Annotated in this window: 4 protein-coding genes and 1 pseudogene; 1 reads left to right on the plus strand and 4 read right to left on the minus strand. The window is 71.0% G+C overall.

The window, feature by feature from the left end; genetic code table 11:
• Positions 1–8: 8 nt before the first annotated feature.
• Positions 9–2744 carry a Tc toxin subunit A-related protein gene (locus tag BM414_RS23110; protein WP_139246000.1) on the minus strand — a complete coding sequence of 912 codons (2736 nt, stop codon included), beginning with the start codon at positions 2742–2744 and terminating at the stop codon, positions 9–11.
• Between BM414_RS23110 and BM414_RS28675 the strand changes: the two genes are divergently transcribed.
• On the plus strand, positions 2734–2985 hold the full coding sequence (locus BM414_RS28675; RefSeq protein ID WP_139246001.1) for a hypothetical protein: 252 nt from the start codon (positions 2734–2736) through the stop codon (positions 2983–2985). The two genes, BM414_RS23110 and BM414_RS28675, sit on opposite strands and share 11 nt — an antisense overlap.
• A gap of 249 nt (positions 2986–3234) precedes the next feature.
• Here the strand turns inward: BM414_RS28675 and BM414_RS23115 are convergent, their stop codons facing one another.
• The 3 genes and pseudogenes from BM414_RS23115 to BM414_RS23120 all read right to left on the minus strand — a co-directional run bounded on the left by BM414_RS23115 (position 3235) and on the right by BM414_RS23120 (position 17442).
• Positions 3235–9639: a neuraminidase-like domain-containing protein gene (locus BM414_RS23115; protein ID WP_245784929.1), complete on the minus strand. Its 6405-nt coding sequence runs from the start codon at positions 9637–9639 to the stop codon at positions 3235–3237.
• A 255-nt stretch (positions 9640–9894) separates the two neighbouring features.
• Positions 9895–10092: pseudogene (locus BM414_RS31925) on the minus strand (peptidoglycan-binding domain-containing protein); the annotation flags it as partial.
• A gap of 30 nt (positions 10093–10122) precedes the next feature.
• The gene (locus BM414_RS23120; RefSeq protein WP_175551758.1) at positions 10123–17442 is read right to left on the minus strand and encodes a SpvB/TcaC N-terminal domain-containing protein; all 7320 of its coding nucleotides are present in this window, start codon (positions 17440–17442) and stop codon (positions 10123–10125) included.
• Positions 17443–17652: the final 210 nt, after the last annotated feature.

Genomic DNA, 17652 nt, shown 5'->3' on the forward strand with positions numbered 1-17652 from the left:
CGGCGCTGCTACGACCATGTGAGAAGGATCAGTAGGTCCGTCAGTGCGGTGTCAACGAACAGCTCGAGTCGCCCCACGGGCGCGGGCAGCGGCCCCCAACCCGACCCGGAGGAGACAGGAGCGAGTGTCCCGTATCGGAGGTTGCCGAGGTCGGCGCGCTTCGTCAGCACGGCGGAGGCGGTCTCGCCGCCGACTGTCGTCACCGCTCGATCAGCGATGGTCACCGCGTCCACACCGTCGTCCGCCGGCTGGGCGACGAGGTCGACAGCCCTCAACGAGGAGGGCCCGGATCCGGCGAGGAAGGGATAGTGCTCCCGACGAAGCTCGAACGTGAGAGCCGCTCGCGGGTCCTCGGCGGTGCCGGGGCCCGCTGGAGCGGCGGCGAATCGAGCCCATTCGGACGGGAACTCGTGGCGGACCGACAGCAGCCGGGTCGACCCTGCGGCGGCACCCGCCGCGACACGCCCGCGGAGGTTCGCAGCGGCCGCCAGCCGCAGGGCCTCGCCTCCCTCACGCGCGGTGTACCGGACGTGCAGAACGACGTCGGTGATCGTGTTGTAGTCGAATGGCCGCGGATCGGACGCGAGCTCCAGTTGCCACTCCCCCGCCGCACCTCGGTACTCGAAGGGCAACAACCGTTCATCGCGCAGATTGGTCTCGAACAGCCCGGAGTCGTTGCTGCCCACGCTGGTGACGATCGCCTCGGTCGCTCCCAGCTGGTGGTCGAAGCGGTCGTCGCCGTCGGTGGCCTCGGCATACCTGTCGTTCGTCAGCGCGGGGCTCGTCCGGACGTGACTTCGCAGCAGCCGTGCCGTACAGGCGACGCCCGTGTAGGGGCCGGTGATGGACGGGATGCTGACCGACACCGACCGGATACGCCGGAAGTAGTGGCCGGGTGTGTCGAGGTCGAACAGCTCCTCGGGGATGGTGAACGTCGCCCGACCGGTGGCGCGCAGCCGCACCAGCTCGAGGGGCGCCAGCTGCAGGAGGCTGACGCTCTTGAGCAGCTCGTACTCCCGCCGATTGAGGTCGAGGTAGGCCAACTCCATCCGGCGGACGTCGAGGTGCAGCTTCTCACCGGCCAACAGGCCCTCCGTCCCCGCCAGGTACCTGGGCGCGACGAAGGTCAGATCCGGGTCGCCGAGCTCGTTGCGTAGCGCCCGCTCGGCCTTCTGTGCGGTTTCGAGCGCCAGCTGGTAGCACCGGTTGTAGAGCTCGCGTACCTCTCGCCGCATCAGCGCGTAGTAGGCCGTGGTCGTCGTCTTGCCGCCCGGCCGCTCCCCGGCGAGGAACCGCTCGACGTCCTCGGCCTGAACCACCTGCTGCGCATGGTTCTTGAGCTCTCGCTCGGCCATGAACTCGCGGATCTCCGCGGCCCGCAGCTGCTTGGCGATCTGGTTGAGCTCACCGGCGGCGGCGTTGCTTTGGAACTGCCACTCCTGCTCCCGGCGGGCGTAGCCGCCCACGCGCGCGGCCCGACCGGCCTCGTGGTCGAACCGGCCCGCGTAGCCGCGGTAGGCCGCCGCGCTGGCCGCGACGATCGCGGCCAGGTTCGGGCCGCCGAAGGTGGTGCCCGCGCCCGTGCCGATCGGCTTGACGTCGATGGAGAACAACGGAACCGCGTTCAGCGTCCCCGCGAGCACGTCGGCGCCGGCGGCAGTGTCCTGCGCGAGCTGCGACAGCTCGAGCAGAGCCAGCTCCCGGGACTCGTGCTTGCCGATCTTCCTGCCTTCGGCGAGCAGGGCCGGGATCGGTGAGTCGTCGATGTCCACGTCGACCTCGACGAGGCTTGTCGTCGGCTCCGTGGACGCAAAATCGCCCCGTTCCAGACCCTCCGCGTCCAGCGCCTGTGCGTCCGCGAATTCGGGAGGGTCTGCGGCGCCGAGGAGGCGCTGGTAGTAGGTGTACCGAGCCCGGACGATCTCCTGCGACATCTCCAGCGCCTCGCGGCTCTTGATCGCCTCCTGCCACTGGGCGTACTTGACGGTCTCGCCCAGGTGCAACGTCGCGACCTCGTGCTCGGCCCGCATGGCGGCGAGCGCCTCCCCGTCCTGCTTCTCGATCGCCGACAGCAGCGCGGCGCCCAGGCTCTTGACCTCCTGGCACAGCTCGGCGGCCTTCGCCGCGAGAAGCCCGAAGCGCACCAGCGGTGCCGGCTGGTTGACCCCGGACACGACGGCGGCCACGTCCACCCCTGCGGTCGCCGCGCGCGCGAGCATCGCGGGGTCGATGGGCGGGTCGAAGGTGGGCAGGCGCCGGAACGCACCGGCGAGATTCAGGCTGTTGCGCAGCTTGAACAGCCGGTCGGCGACGATGTCCCAGTAGCCGAGCAGCTTCTCGTTGGGCGGCGTGCAGAAGGAGGTCAGGCCGAGCGTGTCGAGCTGACGCGCACCGTCGGGGCCTTCCACGGACGGGGTCTGCGTCAGGTCTCCGTAGGACAACGCGTTCTCCTGCGCGTCGAGGGTACGCAGCCGGGCGCGCAGGGAGCGGTAGGTCTGTGGCAGGACCGAACTCCGCCTCGGGACCTGCTGCGGCCGCGGACCCAGGAGGTTCGCGGCCAGCACGTAGAGCTGGCCGGCCTCCGCGACGGTCTCCGGGCTGTCCTGACCGAAGAGCGCATCCCCCCAGGCGATCAGGTTGTCCAGGTAGGCCATCACCGTGTGCACCATGTAGGCCGACGGGCGGTGACCGGCCACGAGATGTGGCTTGAACGGGTTCTGCTGCCATGCCGCGATGCTGGTCATCACGGCGGCGTGCCCCGGGTCGGAGGCGTCGCCGACGGTCCGCAGCAGGTCCTCGATGGATCGGGCCACGGTGGTGCGCAACGGCGCGGACTTCCAGAACCGCTCGGGCGTCGGCCCGTCGCTGTCGTCGGTGGGGTCGAACACGAAGTGGAACCAGCGCTGCGCGTCCTGGAAGCGACCGTTCTTGCTGAGGTGGATGGCGATCGTGAGCGGGACGTGGAAGAACAGCTCCCAGTTGTAGGCGCTGTAGGCGCCTGCGCTGCTGAAGTCGAGCCCTGCGACCGGCGACCCCTCGGCCAGTGCGGTGGGCTGGTACTCCCTGTCGGAGAACAGTTGTCGGCGCAGCGGCGGGTCCGCCGTGTCGGCGCCCTGGAGCCCGCCCACCGACTCCGCGATGAGTGTCTGCAGCAGGTGTTGGACGTGGGGATGGAAGTGGGGGCTGAACCGGTAGGTCACCGTCGACCGGTTGAACATCGGCACGGGCATGACGTCAGCTCTCCAGCTCCTGCACGAGGGGGTCCCCGCCCGGGGCGTCCGGCCGCGGCCGCCCGCTGGCGGTGATCATCCGGCCGCCGACCACGACGACGCCGCCCGCCTCAGTCGCCCAGTCACTCGGCTGCACACGCTCGAGGACCGACAGCGGATCGACCGGGTCGACCGGGTCCAGAACAGGCTTCCCGGTGGCCAGGACGTGTACCCGCGGTGGCACCACCGGCACGACCTGGCCGACGTCGACGAGCGGGTCCGTGCCCACGGGCAGCCACCCGACGTCCCCGGTCCAGTCGACGCGGTGCACGGACCGTTCCACGAAGAAGGTGCTCTGCCCGTCGAACGCCGTCCCCTCGGCCGTTCCGGGACGGTCTGCGTAGAAGAACGGGCCGGTGCCACGTCGGACCGCGCTGCCCCGCGCGTCCACGGGTCGTGGTGGCGCGACGACCGTGAACGGCCGCCGCTGTCTGAGGACCTTCCCGCCTCTGACGTCGCCGACCGCCAGGGCCTCCAGGGGCCACTTGTACTCCCGCGGATGGGCTGACTGGTGGCCCGCAATCCCGATGGAGAGGTCGGCGGACGTCACCGCGACGAGCGAGGGCCGCCCGTGGCGAGAGACGAAACGGATGGCGCGGTCGGTGGGCTCCCTCCGGCCGCGCGCGGGTCGGCCAGGCTTGGTCGGGGACCTCGGAGGAGCCGGACGGGGCAGGCCGTGGAGGGTGATGGTCACGGACCCGTCTGCGCCGCCGTCGTCCTGGTGGCGGGTCGGGTGCAGCACGACGCGGTGAGGATCCCATCCGGTCACCCCCTCCACGACGGGCAGCAGCTCGCTGGAGGTGCGGGAGGACCACTGGCCGGCGATGAGCTCCGTCCAGTGCAGCTGCGCCTGCACGTTCACCCGGGGCGGCGCCACGCTGTCGTCGGCGATCTCGTTGTAGTCCTTGTTGCCCGTGTCGGGGGTCGCGCCGGTCGCCAGGAAGGTCACCCAGAACACGTGCAGCCGGCCGCGGTACACGACGGCCGTGACGTGGTCCCCCTCGATCTGCACCCCGACGGCCTCCCAGGGCGTCCATCTGCCGTCGGTGAGCCGGCGCTGGTAGTGGGTGCGAGGGGCGTTGTGGTCGCGAGCGATGACGTGCAGTGCGTCGGGTTCCTGCCAGGCGGACACGACGTCCAACCGGGCGATGTCGGCCAGCCCTCGCAGGTAGGACACGAAGGCGTCCTCAGCGAGCCGGTCGGTGACGTCGCCCTCGAGCAGGGTGCCGGTCAGCGCGGTGAACAGGTGCGTCCGTTCGTCGCGGAGCTCGGGGATCAACCAGTTCTCGGGGAACAGGAAGATCTTGCGGTTCGCTTCCCACACGCGGTAGCGCTTCATCCACGCCCAGCGGATGGTGTCGAGCGTGGCCGGGTGGACCGCCGGTTCGAGGTTGAGCAAGCAGCGCTGGACGAACAGCTGGACGCAGGAGATCGCCAGCCGCACCCGGGAGGTCAGCACCACCGGTTCGGTGCCGGGATCGAGCAGCAGGTCGTCGTAGAGCAGTTCTGGGCGGCTCGAATCCAGCCCCAGCCGGTGCAGCAGGAAGGTGACGAGTGCGTCGCGGCGTCGCCGGCGGAGCGGGTCGTTCACCGACGCCGCCACGGCGCGCCACGTGTGCTGATCGTGCAGGGCCCGGACGGCGTTCCGCAGGCCGTCGGCGACCGCGCGGTCCGGCGCCGGCGTCGCCGCCGCGACGACCGTCTCGACGTCGATCCCGAGTCGCGCGACGAGGTCCATCGCGTTCCACAGCCCGCGGAGTCCGTCGACCTCGGTGAGGCGGGCGGGAGTCAGCGCCAGGTGACGGGCGAGGGACGTGACCACGGCCGGCTCCCGCCGGGTCAGCGCCGCCACCCGGGCGAAAACCCCGTCATCAGAGTCGGCGGCTGCCAGGACGTCGAGCAACCCGTCGCCCCCGCCGGCCATCTCAGCGCGCAGCGCCACGTAGGCGAGCAGGCCTCGCACGGCGTCGCTGTCCGGCGCGGGGACCGGTTCACACCGCAACGCGCGCAGGCCGAACCGGCGCAGTTCACGGGCGCTGAGGCCGAGCCGACCGGCCATCAGCAGCGCCTTCCCCAGCAGCGAGTGAAGACGCCCGAAGGCGTCGACGGCCGCACGCGGCCTCCAGTCCAGGTCGGCCACCTGCCCGATCGACGCCCCGTCGACGGTCACGTCGCCGAGCTCGACCGACACGGATCCGGCGAGCGGCTCCGCGGCTCCCGCGACCTCGCGTCGGGCCTCGAGGACGAACCGATGAGCAACCCCGGCGCGCAGTTCGACGGGCACCCGGCGCGCCTCGGCCGGGAAGGTCTTCGCCAGCACCGGAGCTTCGCCCTCCCCGATCCACAACGAGCCCGTGTCGCCGTCGCCGGTGACGGAGAGGCCGAACCAGTACGTGCCGGTGACCGGCACGAGGAGGTGTCCCTCAACGAGGACGCGCGCCGCGGATCCGACCGCGGGGGTCGCCGGCGTCGCCACGGTGTCCGGACCGGCGACCGGCGCCCCGGTTCCGTCGAAGGCCGATACCGTGAGGCCGGCGGCAGCCACCCCTGCGAGGACGTCCGACGCGGGCCGGCCGCCGTCGGGAACCGACAGCCGCCCAGCGTCGTCCACCAGCGTCTCGACCAGGCCTGCGGCGGGGTCGCCCGCGGCCGAGGCGAGGGCGCTGCCGACCGCGGCCACGGCGAACCGTCGACGCAGCGTGGTCAGCAGCGTGGGCATCACGACGGTTGCGAAGCGCCGCCGCCGCCTGCGCTCGGCGTCCGGCGAGTCGCCGGGTGGCCAGCCGAACAACTCCTCCACGGCGTCGTCCGGGACGAGCCAGGCCACCATCGCCTGCCACTCCGCGGCCTGGGCCAGGACCCGGTCGAGCAGCGCGGTGAGCGCCGGGACGGCGGTCGCGATGACGGCCGTCCGGGCCGGGCGAGGCACCCCTCGGTAGGACAGCAGCTGCACGAACCGTCCTGGCGCGGCGGGGTCGGGCCGGTGCTCGAGGATCACCTCCGGGAACGGGGCGACAGCAGCCGACGGAACGAGGTCGGCCTCGGCGATGCCCGGCGCCGCCGCCCGATGGACGACCTGCCGATGCCACAGCGCGACCAGCGTGCCTGCCAGCTCCGCGGGCAGTACCAGGGCGAGCTCACGAGCGACGACGTCGTCCCCGAGCAGGCCCGGGTCGGAGGGCACGGCGTGTTGGGCCTCCAGCCGGCGGACCCCGTTCCCGACCTCGACGGCCAGCGCGAGCACCACCGCGGGATCAGGGCGCAGCGGTCCCGTGGCGTCGAACCGGTGGGCGACGAGGAAGTCGAGTTCGGCGACGGTGAGACCGGTAGTCCTGAACTGGTCGTAGGCGTCGAGGAAGGCCGGCGTCGCGGCGAAGGGGTCTATGCCGAGCAGCCGGCTGAGGGTGATCAGGTCGCCGACGGGGACGTGCAGCGCCCCGGCGAGGTGAGCGTGCCGGAAGAGCACCGACACTGTCTGGAGGGTCAGTGGCGCGGTCGCGGTCTTGAGTCCGGCCGTGGCCAGGATCGCATCCACGTCGTCCGTGGACAGGCCCAGCGCGCCCTGGACCGCGGACCGGTGAGTGATCAATCTCTGTCCGGAGGTCAGGTAGTTCCCCTCCGGGTGGTCGAATACCGGCCCTGGGCGGGGCGAGAGGAACAGCCTGGCGTAGGTCGACCCGGAGCCGACGGAGGGCAGGGGACCCCACAGGGCGAGGAGATCGACGCGGCCGCGCGGCCCCACCCCCAGTCGAGTCGCGACCTCCTGCACGTGGGACAGGGACGTCAACGCGGCTGCCAGAGCGGCACCGACCCCGGCGGCGTCCAGACCGGTCGTGCCGTGTGGGAGAAGCGCCCGCAGCGCCAGGTCCAGTTCGTCGAGGGTCCAGTCGAGTCGGCGCCACAGCCGCACCAGCAGGTTCAGCCGGACCAGTTCGGTGTCGATGCTGCGGTCCGCCGACCCGGCGGTGCGCACCGTCGTCGTGTCGAACCGGCACCCGGGCCCGGGATCGGTGAGAACGAGCACGTCGCCCATCCGGCTCCACGCCGACGCGACCCAGGCCGCGGCGTCAAAGTCCTCCCAGACGGCCCCCTCCTGCCTGAAGCGGCGGGTCACCGCGGCCAGCCGCGCGTCGAAGGCGGCACGCTCGTCGTCGTCGAGAGCCGCCACACCGTCGGCGCCGGCGGAGCGCATGACGTCCACGGGCTCCAGGTCGATCTTGCGCAGCGCTCCCACCGCGTCGAGAGCGGGATTGACGAACCAGGTCTGCACCAGCGCGGCGAGTTCCTGATAGGTCACGCCGAGGCGGCGGGCGAGGGTGCGGGCGTTGCGCAGCTCCCGGCGGGCGTCGGTGGCGGTGTCGTATCCGTAGAGGCGGTGCCAGTCTTCGAGGCGTGACGGGTCGGTGAGGACCTGAACCTCGCCCGGGGTGAGCCCCAGCCGCTCGGTGGAGACGGCCTGCGGCGGGTAGGGCGCCGCCTCGACCGGACGGAGCGCCTCCAGCAGGTCGGCATGACGCAAGCCGACACGCCCGAGGTAGGCGCGGACGGTCTCCAGCCACAGGTCGAACGGCAGGTTCAACGGGTAGGCCGCGGCGGCGAGTGCCTCGTAGGCGTCCCCCAGCGGGGGCGGTGGCTCGGCGATCAGGTCGGCGCTGGCGGCGGGCTCGGTCTCGAGGGCAGCCGGCGGCGTCTCGTTGACCACCCGGTGCTCCATGATCTCGTTGACGATGTCGATGTAGGGCAGCTCGGTGGTGGTGTTCTCACAGGTCAGCGGCAGGTTCATGAGGTCCGGTCGTCGAGCCTCCAGCACCTGAAACGGCGTGAGTTCGCCCCGGACGGCCGCGGGCATGGCCCGCCAGCTCGCGTCGTCGATGTCGAGGAAGTGGAGGAGGTCGACGAGGTAGGCCGCCGGGCCGAGGACCGAGCGGCAGTGCTCGCAGGCGCAGAAGTCCTGCTCCCCCAGCAGTGCCTCCACCGTGGGCAACCGGGACAGGGCGTACAGCGGCGGCGCCGCCAGCTGCATGCTCGCACCCGCGCGCGCCAGCGTGATCGCAGCGATCCGCCGCGAGCGACGAAAGGTCAGCTCGGCCTCGGCCGCCGACGGGAACTTCCCGCCGTGCCGTTGCAGGAAGGTCTTCCGGTCCTGCCTCGCGATCTCGTGTGCCGAGGTGAACCCGGCGGCGACCACAGCGGCCAGGGCCCCATGTGACGGGGTTGCCCGGTAGAGCCGCTGCAGGAGTTGGAGCTGCTCAACCGCTCGACGAGCGACATCGGGCACGAGTCCGGCGGTCAGTTCCTCACCGTGTTCCGCCAGGAACGGGCCCAGGGGGACGGACGCGAAGGAGAACCCGCGGTCCTCCGCCCGCTCGATCAGCCGGGCAACCGGCTCGCCGGCCCCGTCGGCGAGGGCGATCTCCCGGGTCCGGAGCATCTGGCCCACGACCGCCGTCGGCAGGCTGGACCGCACGCGTTCGGCCAGGTCGCGCGCGTACGCCTCGGCCGCACCCTTCGGAGTCCTGTCGACGAGGTACTCGGGCGGGAGGACGGCCCGCAGCTTCTCGTCGTCGCCCTCGCCGAGATCGTCGAGAATCCCCCGCCAGGCCTCTGCCGTGTGCAGGTTCTCCCGTACCAGGGCGCGGAGGCCGGTGGGGCCCGGATCGGCGCCGCCGTCGATGGTCATGAGCCTGGCCGTGAGGGGCAGGTTCTGGTGCGTCAGCGCCGCGAGCCGGCCCTGGCTGCGCAGCCGGCCGATCGTGTCTTCGGGAATCCGGGCGTCCGACGCCGCCTGCCACAGCGCCGCCGGGTCGCCCGCGTGCCGGACCACGAGGGCGTCGAAGACGTCCCGCGCGTCGCGGTCGAGTCCGGTCGCGGTCAGGAACTCGCCGTAGGTGGACACGCCACCGGGGGGGCGCCCGGCGCGACGAGTCGCTGTCGCGAACTGCCTGAAGACCTCGGCCTGGGCCTTGACCTCCCGGGCGGTGAGGGCGACGACGCCCTCGGCGGTGGCCCGGCCGAGTATGTCCCGCACGGTGGCCGGCGGCACCACGGCCAGCTCGTCGGGATCGGTGGGGAGGCCGTAGCGCACGGCCGCATACGCGGCCCGCAGGTCCAGGCCGCTGCTGCGGGCGATCCCGGCCGCGGCCGCTCCGAGGGCCAGCAGCCGGCCGTCCCAGCCGGTGTGCTCGTGCGCCACGGCCAGGCGGTCGCCGTCGTCGTCACGCACTAGGTCGTCGAACGCGCCTAGCGCGCGCTCGACATCGGCTTTCAGCCGGTCCCACTCCGGGGCGAGTGGTGCTGCCGACGACGGCGCCACGAGGTTCAGCTGCGCGTACCGGCTCGCCCGGATCGCGGGCTTGCTGATCGATGTCACGCCACCGGCCGCGTCTACGACGAGCAACTCGACGGTGACTGGCGAGGCCCCAACTGCTGCCGGCAGGTCAAACCGGTAGTAGCCCTCAGCGTCGGTGGTCGCGTTGTGGATCCGCGCGCGACCCCCGTCGACCGGCTGGCGGCGCAGCTGGACCTTCACATGTGCAGCCGGAATGCCGTGCTCGGTGACGAGTCGCCCCTCGATGCACGGCTGTTTGTATGTTGCGACCAGCAGCGCGTCGTCGAGGGCTGACCGGGTTCTAGCGTCTACCACCCCGGCACGGGAGAGACCGGCCGCCCCTTGAAATGCACGCAGGGACATCATGGTTCCGGGCCCGAACCTGCCGTCTGCAAGTTCCTGCGGCGGGATGGCCAGTCCGAGCGACTGCAGTTCTTTCTGCAGCCGCTCAACCTCAGGCCCACGAGCATGCAGTGTCAGGGCTGCTGCAGACATCGATTCTCCTCATTGCGAAAAGCGAGACAGTCACCGGTACGCCCACTGGTAGTACTCGAGCAGGACATCCGCTGTCATCACTTGAATCGGACCGGCGCCATTCTTGGACCAGGAGTCCAAGACGGGCGCCGCACCCATGTGCAGCGTGGAGGCGGCCAGTGCGTCGTCGGCTACGCCAGCCATCGCGACCCAGACGAATGTCCCCGCAAAGACTCCTGGCCCAGATACGGACTCAGCGTTTCGCGTGGCCATCTCGTAAGCCCCATACACGGTGAGGATGCGGCCAGCCCACTTCACCGCTGTAGCACCCACATTCACCGCCCCCGAGATGAGGCGGCTGGTTCTGCTCGGCGGCGAGACGATTTCTCCCTCCAAGGTAACTCGAGCGTCCTCGAGCGGAGTGACTGCCCCCACCGGCGATTGCATGTCTGCCAAAATCTCCTGCTCGAAAGGTTGATTCCCTACGAACTTGTCCGCGCGCTCGGGTGGTACAATTCTTCGAACGTCCTCGATTACCTCACTGGTTCGGATTATCGAGCCTTCCGGAAAACCAGCGAGGTCCACTAGATACGGCGTTCCGCTGAAGGCCGGCTTCCCTGCCCCTGTCCCGAACGCCGCCCCTTCTACATCCGTAGTCATTGAGTAATAGGGGCCGTCGGGCATTGTATACCTGTACTCCACGCCATCGAGTGTCTCGACAACAAGTCTCCGCAAGTGTCCTAGCGCATGTTGGCCAGGGGATGCGATGCGGGCGGGGTTTGAGGGAGCAAAGCCATTGGAGGCCGGATCGACATCCACAACGACATGCGTTGGAACCGGGTAACCATCCAGCGGATGCGGATGACCGCTGAAGCGAACAGCTACGTCATCACTGGGAAGGGCGAGAGCAGGAATTCTTGTCTTAACAACCGTCTCTGGGGCAACTAGAGGCGCATTGCTCGGGAGTGTAGCTGCGCTCGCGGCATTGGCACCTACCACGGCTGCGCAAACGTCGCAACGATTGGGGTATGCGCTACTGGTCCCCGTGGGGTCGGACAAGACCACTGGGTTGGCGTCCGCGAAGCGGAACAGGTTGATACCAGCAAGCAAGCCCACTGGGTCCGCTGAGGTCCACCTGCAGAGCCACGGCGCGCAGTATCGTGCGGCATGGAAATTGCAGCCAGTCTCCTCGTCCCGTTCTTGTGCGGTATAGCGATAGCGTTTGGGCGGCGTCCCTGAGCGAGAGAGCAAGAGCGCGGTTGATCCGTAGGGATAGAACTCCTCATACGAGATCGGCACCGCGTTGGCGTCGAGCTCGGCGACCACGGAGCCGAGGTGGTTGTTGTACTGGTAGCGGACCAGCCGTTCATGGCCGTCGTCCTCCACCATCGCCACCCGCCCCGCGCCATCACCGACGTGCAGCGTCGTGCGGACAAGCGTCACCGCACCGCCGGGGTCGAAGGTGCGGTAGAGCTCGAAGCCCCCTAGGTAGACGCGTTCGGTGCGGCGAGTCGCGGCCTCTCGAGAACCGGCTGCATGGTCGGTGACCTTGCGGATCCGCCGACCGGCGCCGTCGTAGACGTAGTACGTGATCTCACCGACGCCGGAGGCGGCGACCGCCTGACGAGAGCTGGCAACCAGCTGGCCGAGGTGGTTCCATCGGAGGAAGACCATCGGCGCTAGCGTGAGCATGTTGCCCTGGTCGTCGTAGGTGTAGGTCTCGGGCTGGCCGGACCCCACCCGGCTCGAGGAGAGCCTGTTGCTGAACATGGCTGGTTCGAGCTGGCTCGGCTCCGTGCAGTTGAAGCTCCGGGTCCAGCCCGCTCCGACGGTGGCCCCGTGCACGAGCCGGATCAGGTTCCCGGCTACGTCGTAGTCGTAGCTCTCGGTGTACCGCCGCAGGTCGTTTCCGTCTGCCGGGTTCGTGCGCAGGGCGTCGTCCCAGGTCGTCGCCGTGTCGTTACCGCGGTGTTCCCGGCCGGTCGCCTCGACGAGCCTCGAGACGGCGTCGTAGCGGTACTCCGCCTTGGCCTCGATCAACGTGTTGACGTTGAAGACGTCGGGCTGGGCGGCGTCGGTAACACGGGTGATGTTGCCGACCGCGTCGTAGGTGTAGCGGAGCTGCTGCACGCGCTCACCGGCCGGGGCCCGGGTGTCGAGGGTGCGGAGCCTGAAGGTGCGCTCGTCATAGCCGTAGCGGGTGGTGACGCCGTTGCCGTGGGCAACGCGCGTCCGCTGACCCTTGGCGTCGTAGGTGATGCCCTCGACGAAGGACGTGTCAGCGGAGTCCCGCGCCAGCCGGGCCCGCACCTGCCGCAGCCGGCCTGTCCGGTCGTAGGTCGACCGCACCACCGTGCCGTCGGGGTGAGTGGCCCCAGTCGGCCGGTTCAGGGCGTCGAAGACGGTGCGCACCGTCCAGGTCGTCGGGTCGAGGAGAGGCGCGGCCGACCAGTCCACGACCCGGCGGTAGTCGTCGGTCAGCTGCCGGTCCAACTGTGCCGGATTACCGGCCAGGTCGTAGGCGTGGGTGAGCAGCCCGGCGCCGTCGCGCACCTCCCAGACCCGGCCGCGGAGGTTGGCCGAGGCGTCGGTGGCCGTCTCCCCGTAGACGGTGCGGCCGATGACCTGCTCGTCGTTGCCTTCGCGCAGGATGACCGCGATCGGGCGGCGAGCGGCGTCGTAGACCGTGGTGGTGCGTCGGTCGGTGTGGTCCCAGCCGGCCAGCGGCATGCCCAGCACGTCGGCGAGACCCCGCCGGGTCCCCGCCTCCATGCTCTCCTCGACGATCCGGGCTCCCGCCAGGTCGTAGGTGTAGCGGGCGACGAGCCGCTCGGCGGTGTCGGTCGTGAGCCCGGGGGTGCCGTCAGTGCAGTCGCGGACCTCGAGCTCGTTGCCCGTCACGTCGAGGACGGCGTGCGTGCGGTGCTCGCTGTCGACCGGCGGGGTGCCCGGCGTGCGGTTGCGGGCGACGGTCAGGACGGGCCGGCCGAGGGGATCGAGGACGGTGAGGGTCGGTGTGCCGGCGTACAGCTCGGTGCGCTCCGCTGCCGCGCGCTCCTCGGGTCCGGCGCCGCCGGTGATCCGCTGCTGGTACCACGTGGGCGTGTGGTCCTCCTGCGGGAGCGCCTCCAGCAGCGGGCCGACGTCCCCGTCCCGTGCCGGTTCCACGATGAGCGCGGTGTCCCCCGCGTCCCACGTCTCGAGCTGCCAGGCCCCGATGACGACCTTGTCCCAGGTCTGGTCGGGGTGCACCGTCGCGACGACCCGTCCGACCGGGTCATAGCAGAGCGTCGGGCTGACGCCGGCCTCCACGGCGAACTCGAAGCGGTGGGTGGTGGAGGAAAAGGGCTCGAACTGCCGGACGGGGAGGCCCTTGTTGTTGAAGACCGTCCAGCCACTGCCGATCCAGTGGCCTGCGGGCTCGGCGTGGCTCTTGCGCTGGATCTCCCGGCCCATCCCGTCCGAGTACGAGACGCTCACCTGAACTGGGCTCGCCGCCTCGTCGCGGACGTGGCGCTCGCGCGCGATGGTCGCGGTGGCGGCCGGCTGCGGATCGGCGTCGTCCCGGGTGCGCAGGTAAGCGTCGAGGTCGTACACGACTCGGGTGGAGGCGGTGCCGAGCAGCGCCTGGGCCTGGGCGTCGGGGTCGCGCCAGAACGCTGCCGTGGTCGGCTCCGGGTCCAGGCCCGCGACCCGGTCGAGGGTGTCATCCGCCGTCGACCCGACGACGGCGGTCGCGACGACGAGGCCGAGTGCGTCGACGAGGGCCTCCACGCGGTTGCCGTTCGGGTCGGTGACCGCGGTCGGGGCGAGCACGCGGTAGTCGGGTCTGGCCGTAGTGGCGTTCCCGACGGCGTCGGTGCTCTCGAGCGCCTGCAGGTCGTAGCGGTCCAGCACCACGGCGGAGCTCCCGCCGAACGGGTCGACCGCCTGCCGGGGGATGACGAAGTGCGCCCGCGCGTGCGCCGCCACGTCCACGGCATCCGTGATGTCCGGTGGGGCGTACCGCACGATGCCCGAGGGCGCCCACCAACCGCCGTCCACCTGGCGGTGACCGGCCGCTGTCAGCACCGCCTCGTCCACGCGCGCGCCGAACGCCGATGTCACCAGCTCCGGCGTCAGGACGAGTCGGTACACCTCGTGGGCCAGTCCCCGCGTGCCCAGGTCCCCGGGGGGCAGGGCGCCGCCGAGGTCGTCGCGCTCGAACAGCGTGAACGTGCTCCCGACCAGCCGCCGCCCGCCCGGCCGCTCGAGCGCGGCCACCAGATCGTCCCGGTCCACCAGGGCGTCGGCACCGGTGAGTTCGGCGACGGTCACCTCCGACGTCCGGGTGCGCCACGTCACCGGGGCGCGGTGGGCGTCCTCGCGGTCGACCGGCGCCGTGACCTCGTTGCGGATCTCCGTGATCAGGGTCCGGCCCTGGGCGCGCGCCGTCCGCGCCGGCAGGGCGCGGTCCGCGACGGCTCTTCGGTAGGCGAGGGCGACGGAGTGCAGCACGGTGCCGAAGTCGTCCACGTCGAGGGTGACGGCGTGGCTGACCCGCGGGTCGGCCGGGTTCCGCTCGTAGTTGACCGTCACCGAGTCCCGGGGGTGGACGGCGAACACCCCGGGGGCGTGCTGGATGACCGAGTAGTTGCGTTCGGAGACCGTGTACGGGTGCGGCTCCCGGTCGGTGCCGTCGCAGGCGTACACCTCCTGGCGCAGCAGCTGGCCCTTCAACGCCCGGCACGCCTGCCGCTCGTCGTCGCTCGACAGGCCGGGCGGCAGGACGGTGTTGGGCAGCAGGAGGCGGGCGGCGGCGGCGGTCGCGTGTTCGGGCGGTGGGTAGTACCCGTCGGCGAACAGGGTGGAGATCCGGTCCCGGTGGCGGTGCACACCGGTGTCGAACCAGCTGCGGGTGAGCACCGCCGGTGAGCGGGTGGCGGCGTCCTCGCCGGCGCCCGCCGGGAAGTCGCTGGTCCCCGTCATTGCGGCCATCAGCTCGGTGTCGTGCTGCTCGACCAGCCCGAATCCGCGGAACTCCCGCTCCTGCGGATCGAAGTGACCGTGGTGGTAGGCGTACGTGGTGACGAACCGGTTGCGGCTGATCCGGTCGCAGGTCTCGACGCAGGTCAGGACGTGCACCGGGAACGGCAGCCGAGTGATCCAGGGCCTACCGGCGGATCGGTCAGCGAGGTAGGACTCCGTCGACGACGCGTAGGTCAGCGCCGTCTCGGCCCCGAGGTTGTTGCGCACCCCGGTGAGCAGGTTCGGCTTCTCCCCCATCAGGTCGACGTAGCGGATCTGCCGGCCGGCATCGCCGGGGAGCGCGGAGGACCACACCAGACACGCGGTGCCGCGGCCGAGCAGGTCGACCACCGAGATCGATGCCAGGTCGTCGACGGCGGGGAAGGCCCGTACCCGCACCGGGGCGGCCAGCCGGTTGCCGAGCTGGTTGGCGTACAGGTCGACGCCGTCCGCACCCAGGTAGACGAGGTCGCTGGGGCCGCTGCCGTCGACGTCGGCGAGCCGGATCCGGCGTGGGTCGAAACGGTCAGGATGGTCGAAGGCGCTGGGACCGTCCATCACCACCTGGGCGCCGAAGCGTCCGTAGCCGAGGCTCGGCCAGTAGCAGGCGCCTGCGTTGCTGATCCGGACCAGGTCGGTCAGTCCGTCCCCGGACATGTCGGCGAGGAAGATCACCTGCGTGCGGTCCCGCACAACCACACGAGGTCCGGCTCGCTCGTCGAGCGGAACCGCCAGCCGGATCCCGGCGGCGAACCCGTCCTCGCCGAGCGACGGGTACCAGACCAGGCCGTCGTCGTCGAAACGGAGCAGGTCCGCGCGCCCGTCACCGTTCAGGTCGACCAACTGGAGATCCGGATCCGTCCAGTCAATCGCGGGGACCGACCGCAGGGACCGGTGTGGCGCCCATCCGCGCTCGCCCGCCGGCCCGTCGACGCGCTCGAAGAAACCGGGTGTCGGGCCGGCGAACGAGGCGTAGGCCAGCGCGCCCTTGCCGGTGAGGTCGAGCAGCTGGGCGCCGGCGCTGCCGGCCGGCTGGGTCGGCAGGACGCGGACGGGACCGAGTTCGCCGCCGCCCCGGTTCGCGGCGTAGAACCAGGCCCCGGCCTGCTCGGTGAGCACCCCGGCGATCGACTCGCCGTCCAGGTCGATCCACTGGTATCCCGGTCCGTCGAGCCCGACCGGGAGGTTCTCGACGGTCGTGGCGGCGAGCTCGTGCACCTGCGCGCCGACGGTGCATATGCTGTAGGCGAACTCGACCGGCGGCAGGGCCTGCACCACGTACGGTCCCCCGCCGGCGGGGCGCCGATGCCCGGCGACCCGCACGGATGCCAGGAACGCACCGCCCGGTTCCCCGCGACGTGACTGGTCGCCGGTGCCCCGGTAGGTGAGGGTCATCGACCGCACCAGGCAGTCCGCGCCGACCGGCTCGTCCGGGAAGTGGTGGAACATCAGGATCCGCTGGCAGAGGCGGTAGTTGCGGATCTCGAATCCCGCCCGGTACGTGGAGAACGGGTCGTTGCGACAGAGCCACTCCCCCTCATCGGCCGGCGTGGGGGCCTCCGCGGCGTACTCGCCGTAGTCGAACAGCAGCTCGAAGTGCCAGCTCTGGGCCGCCGGGTCCGGCTCGAGGAGGTGGCTGATCCGGTTGCCGTACCGCACCGACGTCAGGTGCCGGTTCGACGCCCGCCCGGTGCGGTGGCTCTCGTGCGCGGCCGTGAGCTGCACGCCCGTGGAGTCCTCCGGGGCGTATTGGTACGTGACGGCGTTCCCCCGGTCGTCCCAGGACTCGCAGATCAGCCAGCTGAAGACGCGGCGTTCGTCTTCCGGGTCGGCGATCCTCGACTCGCGGTCCTTGCCGTAGACCGTCGTGACGTTCGTGCGGCTGATGGACCGCCAGTGCACGTCCCCGGTGACCAGGTCCCGCCAGCGCTCAATCCGGGCGTGCAGGCCCTCGATCCGCGGCCGGTAGCGGGTGACCGCGTACTCCCGGCCGCCGGCCGTCCGTGAGCGGTGGCCCGGACTCCCGTTCCCGGCTATCACCGGGACGAGGTCCTCGACCCCGGACAGCAGGAACGTGTCGGTCGTGTCGTCGTAGGTCGGCAGCCCCTTGTCGGTCTTGCGCGTGATCGTCGGCAGGCCGATGCCCCAGCCCATGCCGAAAGACCCCTGGGCGCCACCCGAGTCGTAGGACAGCGTGAGGGACGGGCCGAACCCAGAACGGCCGGGACTTGCCGGCAGCGGGATCGTCAGGGTGGCCGTACCGGTCACTGGGTTGGCGGAGAACTTCTCGCCGATACCTCGGATCGCGCCGCCGCCCCTGGGCAGCTCGACGGTGGGAGCCTGCAGCTCCGGTGGTCGGGCCATGGGCCCGCCCTGACCTTCTGCCCCCGCCGCGCCTCGTCCGTCCGGGGGTCCCGAACTGACCCCGGAGCGAGCCCCCAGCGCAGCAGAGGCCACCGTTGGACCGGTCCTGTCGAGCATGCGGCCCCCAACCCACCGATCCGGGCAGCACCCCCGAAGCCGCGGAAGGACCTGTTAGGAAGATAGGGCTGGTACGGCCTCGCGGACCAGACC

The organism is Geodermatophilus amargosae (assembly GCF_900116515.1).
GTDB lineage: Bacteria > Actinomycetota > Actinomycetes > Mycobacteriales > Geodermatophilaceae > Geodermatophilus > Geodermatophilus amargosae.

Bases quoted from the DNA above. Each gene is read 5' to 3' on its own strand.
- BM414_RS28675 (WP_139246001.1), top strand. From the start codon at position 2,734: ATGCTGGTCATCACGGCGGCGTGCCCCGGGTCGGAGGCGTCGCCGACG.
- BM414_RS23110 (WP_139246000.1), bottom strand. From the start codon at position 2,744: ATGACCAGCATCGCGGCATGGCAGCAGAACCCGTTCAAGCCACATCTC.
- BM414_RS23120 (WP_175551758.1), bottom strand. From the start codon at position 17,442: ATGGCCCGACCACCGGAGCTGCAGGCTCCCACCGTCGAGCTGCCCAGG.